General features: G+C 40.4%; 3 protein-coding genes and 1 pseudogene. 1 reads left to right on the forward strand and 3 read right to left on the reverse strand.

The features are described 5' to 3' along the window. Both MRT15_RS09495 and MRT15_RS09500 read right to left on the reverse strand, forming a co-directional pair. A partial coding sequence (locus MRT15_RS09495) for a M14 family zinc carboxypeptidase (protein WP_304329851.1) occupies positions 1-1,534 on the reverse strand: 1,534 nt, incomplete at its 3' end. 64 nt (positions 1,535-1,598) lie between these two features. Continuing rightward, a complete protein-coding gene (locus tag MRT15_RS09500; protein WP_304329852.1) occupies positions 1,599-2,408 on the reverse strand; it encodes a radical SAM protein in 810 nt (269 codons plus the stop codon). A gap of 201 nt (positions 2,409-2,609) precedes the next feature. Between MRT15_RS09500 and MRT15_RS09505 the strand changes: the two genes are divergently transcribed. Further along, positions 2,610-3,839 (forward strand): AAA family ATPase, encoded by a 1,230-nt coding sequence (locus MRT15_RS09505; protein WP_304329853.1) that lies wholly within the window; start codon positions 2,610-2,612, stop codon positions 3,837-3,839. A gap of 123 nt (positions 3,840-3,962) precedes the next feature. On the opposite strand, the pseudogene MRT15_RS09510 reads toward MRT15_RS09505, so the two are convergent. Then, a pseudogene (locus MRT15_RS09510) lies at positions 3,963-4,171 on the reverse strand (hypothetical protein); the annotation flags it as partial.

The raw sequence follows: 4,171 nt of genomic DNA on the forward strand, positions 1-4,171 counted from the left end.
TGGAAATTGAAACGTGATAAACTGGATAAATATTGCCATCAACACGTCTAAACACACCCTCAGGTTTAACATCAAGAACATCCACCCTAACACCAAGATAATCTGGAACTGTGAATGTAGCTGTATCGTAGGGTCTTATTGGAGTACCATCACGGGCACGAGTCCACTCATTATCAGGGTAAATAGTCTTCTCCAAAAGGTATCGGAGCAAACCCCTATAAGGCTGAGCTGCAAATGCAAAGTATGTTCCACTGGGATAAACCCTATTACCAGCCCTAACCTCACCCTCACAAACGAAAACCTCAACACCCCACTTCAACAATAACTCCACAATCTTCAACGTAGCTCCAGGATCAGCCTGAGAATCAATTGGAATTGCATATGCATATGGAGGTTCATTAAGCCCCTTCTCAATGTTCCTCTTGGCTTTGATGTACATGTTCTTCAGTATGGTTTCTTTCATTTTAGCAGCTAATTCGAGGGCTGCGAGATTGGATATTAGTTGTTGTTTTATTATGTCTTTTAGTTTCCACCATCCTCCTGGCCATGGGTTTGGGAAGCTGTATTGCTTTTTATCTCCAACTCTCCCCCTATTCCCAGTTAATTGATGTTTATGAATATATATTGGCGTGGCAATCTTAACACTAGCAGATTCAGTGAGCATGGCGCAAACATTCATTAAGTTAGCCATATCCAAGAAGCCTGCAAGCATCTCAGCTGTGAATGGTGGGCCACCTTCAACCCCCTGGCATCCAGCTTCCTCAAGTTTAACAGCCATAAAACCACCAAACCATTGATGTTCACGATAAACCAGCGGGTCAACCTCGGGACATATGGGATCATACCATGGTGGAATATATAGTCTAGCACCATAACTTCCCATATGATGATTGTCAATGTACGCCTGTGGCATCCACTCCTTATATATGACTTTTGAAAACATTTGAGATTCCTTCTGAGTTAATGCAATGGCATCCCTATTATTGTCGTGACCTGTATATTTGTGGTATAGCCATGGAGGCGCCGTCCCTTCATACTCAGTTCCAAGATACTTGTTATACCAATCTACCACCATTATTTGACCATCTGGATTGAAGCATGGGAATAGTAGTAGGATTACGTTGTTTAGGATTTCTTTTGTTGTTTCATCTTCACCAGTTACTAGTTTGTATGCTAATTCAATGGACATTTGTGTTCCGCCAACCTCAGTGGCATGAAGACTATTGGTTATGACGAAGACAACCTTACCCTCCTTAACAAACCTCTCAACTTCACCTTCACTCAACCCCCTGGGATCGGCAAGCCTATGGGAAATCCAACGATACTTCTCCAAATCCCTCAGATTCTCTGGTGAGCTTATGTATGCTAGTATGAATGGGTTTCCTTCTGTGGTTTTGCCTAGCTCTACGACTTTTATTCTGTTTGAGTTTTCTGCTAGGTGTTTGAAGTATTCCACGATCTTATCCCATCGTGCCAGCTTCCTATCTTCACCAATCTCAAAACCAAAGAATTCCCTTGGACTCATTATCCCCATGGAAATCGCCTTAGAAATATATGTTTATGAACAATTTTTAATGGTTTCCATGGATAAAATTTAATTAACCCCTCCTAGGTATTAGGTGGGTTCCATCACAAGTCTCAGAGGATTGGAGATCTCTAAACCCTTCACGACATGTGGAGAAGGTTAAACCATAATCATCAGCCAACCCTCTAACCATCTTCATATAACTATATCTAAGCTTCTCACCCATATACCTAACACCACCAATCTTAACACCACCCTCAAGATATAGACGCTTAAATAAGTCAGCCTTCCCTGGGAAGGCTTCCAAAACCCTATTGAAATTGTCTGGTTTAGCCTTATAAGTTGAGGAGACAATATGCTTAACACCAAGCTCAGCCACCAAAGAAACTATACGCTTAATGGAATCAAAATCATCATTAACCCCTGGAATTATTGGATCAATCCTAACGGAACATGGAACACCAGCCTTACACAAAACCCTTAAAGCTTCAACCCTCATGGATGGTGGAGGGGCATAAGGCTCCAAAACCCTAGCCAAAGAATCATCAAGAGTGGTTATGGTGAAACTAACCGTAAACCTCCCCCTACAAAGAATATCCAAATCCCTAACCACAAGATTAGACTTAGTGATAATTATGACACCAGCATCAAAAGATAAAAGCATCCTTAAAGCTTCACGGGTAACCTTCAAAACACCTTCAGGGGGAGTATAAGGGTCAGAGCTATTGGCAATGGATATGGGGAGGGAGAGATCAGCCTTAACCAAATCACGCCTAAGATGTAAAAGAAACTTCTCCTTAACCCTAGGATTAAAACCATTACGAATATAGGAGGTTATATAGCAATACCTACAAGCATGACCACAACCAGTATAGGGAGACAAACTATACTTAGGAGGACAAGTACAAAGCGGAAAACCCCAAGGATCAAACCTACGTAAAACGTAAGTCATGACAAATAAATTATGATGAAACAGAAATATAAATGAGAATGCTGAAAAACACAAAGTTTATAGGAATATTCCCATAAGAATATTCCTATGAGAATAATGACCCTCAACATAAATAGAAGGGAAGAGGAGGAAGTGAAGAAACTTAAGGGATGGATAATGGTTTATGGTAGACGTAAAACTGGGAAAACATACATGTTGAGAAAGGTGTTCAAAGAAGCTCAATACTTCATGATAACGAGAGCAGGATATGTAATCCACGGAGAAGGGGGGAGATATGTATACATGAATGTTAAGGAAGCCATAGGTAGAGTTGGAAGCTTACTGGATAATGGTGAAACGGTGATCATAGATGAATTCCAGAGGCTACCTGAATTCCTATGGGAAGAATTAGCATTACATCACCCAAAGGGGAAGCTAATAGCCAGTGGATCAAGTCTCGGAATACTGAGTAAAGTCTTCGATAGGAGAAGCCCACTCCTAGGATTACTCTCACCCCTAAAACTAGACATAATAAGCTACCAAGATACCATAATGGCATTAAAAGACTTAGCAAAAACGCCAAAGGATGCAATTATGTGGGGATTAATATTTAGAGATCCATGGGTAATACCAATACTCTCAATAGAAGTAGACATCATAACGGAGATATGTGGAAAAGCATACTATCTAGCAACATCAACACATGGACTCGTAGGAGAAGTCTTCGAAGAAGAAGAGAGGGCATTAACGAGGGTTTACGATGCAATCTTAAGATTGGTGGGTGAGGGAATATGGAAACCATCAGAAATAGCTGGAATACTCACATCAAACAACATGATAACAGGAGGACAAACAACAGTAATAGGGATACTTGAAAGACTAGTAAACATGGGTTTACTGGAAAAGATACCACTATGGAAAACTAGGGGGGCAAGATTCTACTTCAAACACAGATCACCAATAGCATCAATAATCCAATACATAGACCAAAAACTAAACATAACGGAAAACCCAAACATAAATGTAAACAGGGAAATAGTGATGAATACAATATCAAGAGAGATACAATTCAGCTTGGGGGAAATGATGGCAGAATATATTGGTGGGAAAAGGGCATACACCATACTACCAAATGGAGATATAGACATTGTAATCTTAGATGAGAGGGGGAGAACACCAATAATTGGTTATGAAGTGAAGATTGGGGAAATAGAGGTGAATGAAGCAAGGAAAGCTATTGAAAGGATGCATGAACAAGGGGTACCTAGAGCGGGACTCATAAGCATAAGCACAAAACCCCCAAAAATCCCAGGATCATATGAGGAAATAGGACCTGAGGAAATAATAGAGATTGCAAGTAAAATACGATTTAAACGATCATAGGAGGCTATGCAAAAATAGTCTAAGCCCACCTTACACGTGAATACTTTCAGCAATGGATTGGTAAGTTAATTTTATGTTTCCGTTTACGTTAGTAATTGTTTGGTGATGATGAGCGGCGGGCTTTCACGATCTAGATGAGTAGGGATCCCCATAAGCTGAACCCTCCTCAACACCCATCTTCCTAGCCTTCTTATCACACCAAATTACAAGTTTCATCTTCTCCTGAATCTCCTTCGATTTAAGTTTATGCTCCTCAACCTTCTCAGCATCATATATATGTATGACTTCATACCCCAACTCTGCAAGATAATTCGCTATATACCTCCTATGAC

This window comes from Candidatus Culexarchaeum yellowstonense (assembly GCF_024707025.1).
In the GTDB taxonomy this organism is placed as follows: Archaea; Thermoproteota; Methanomethylicia; order Culexarchaeales; family Culexarchaeaceae; genus Culexarchaeum.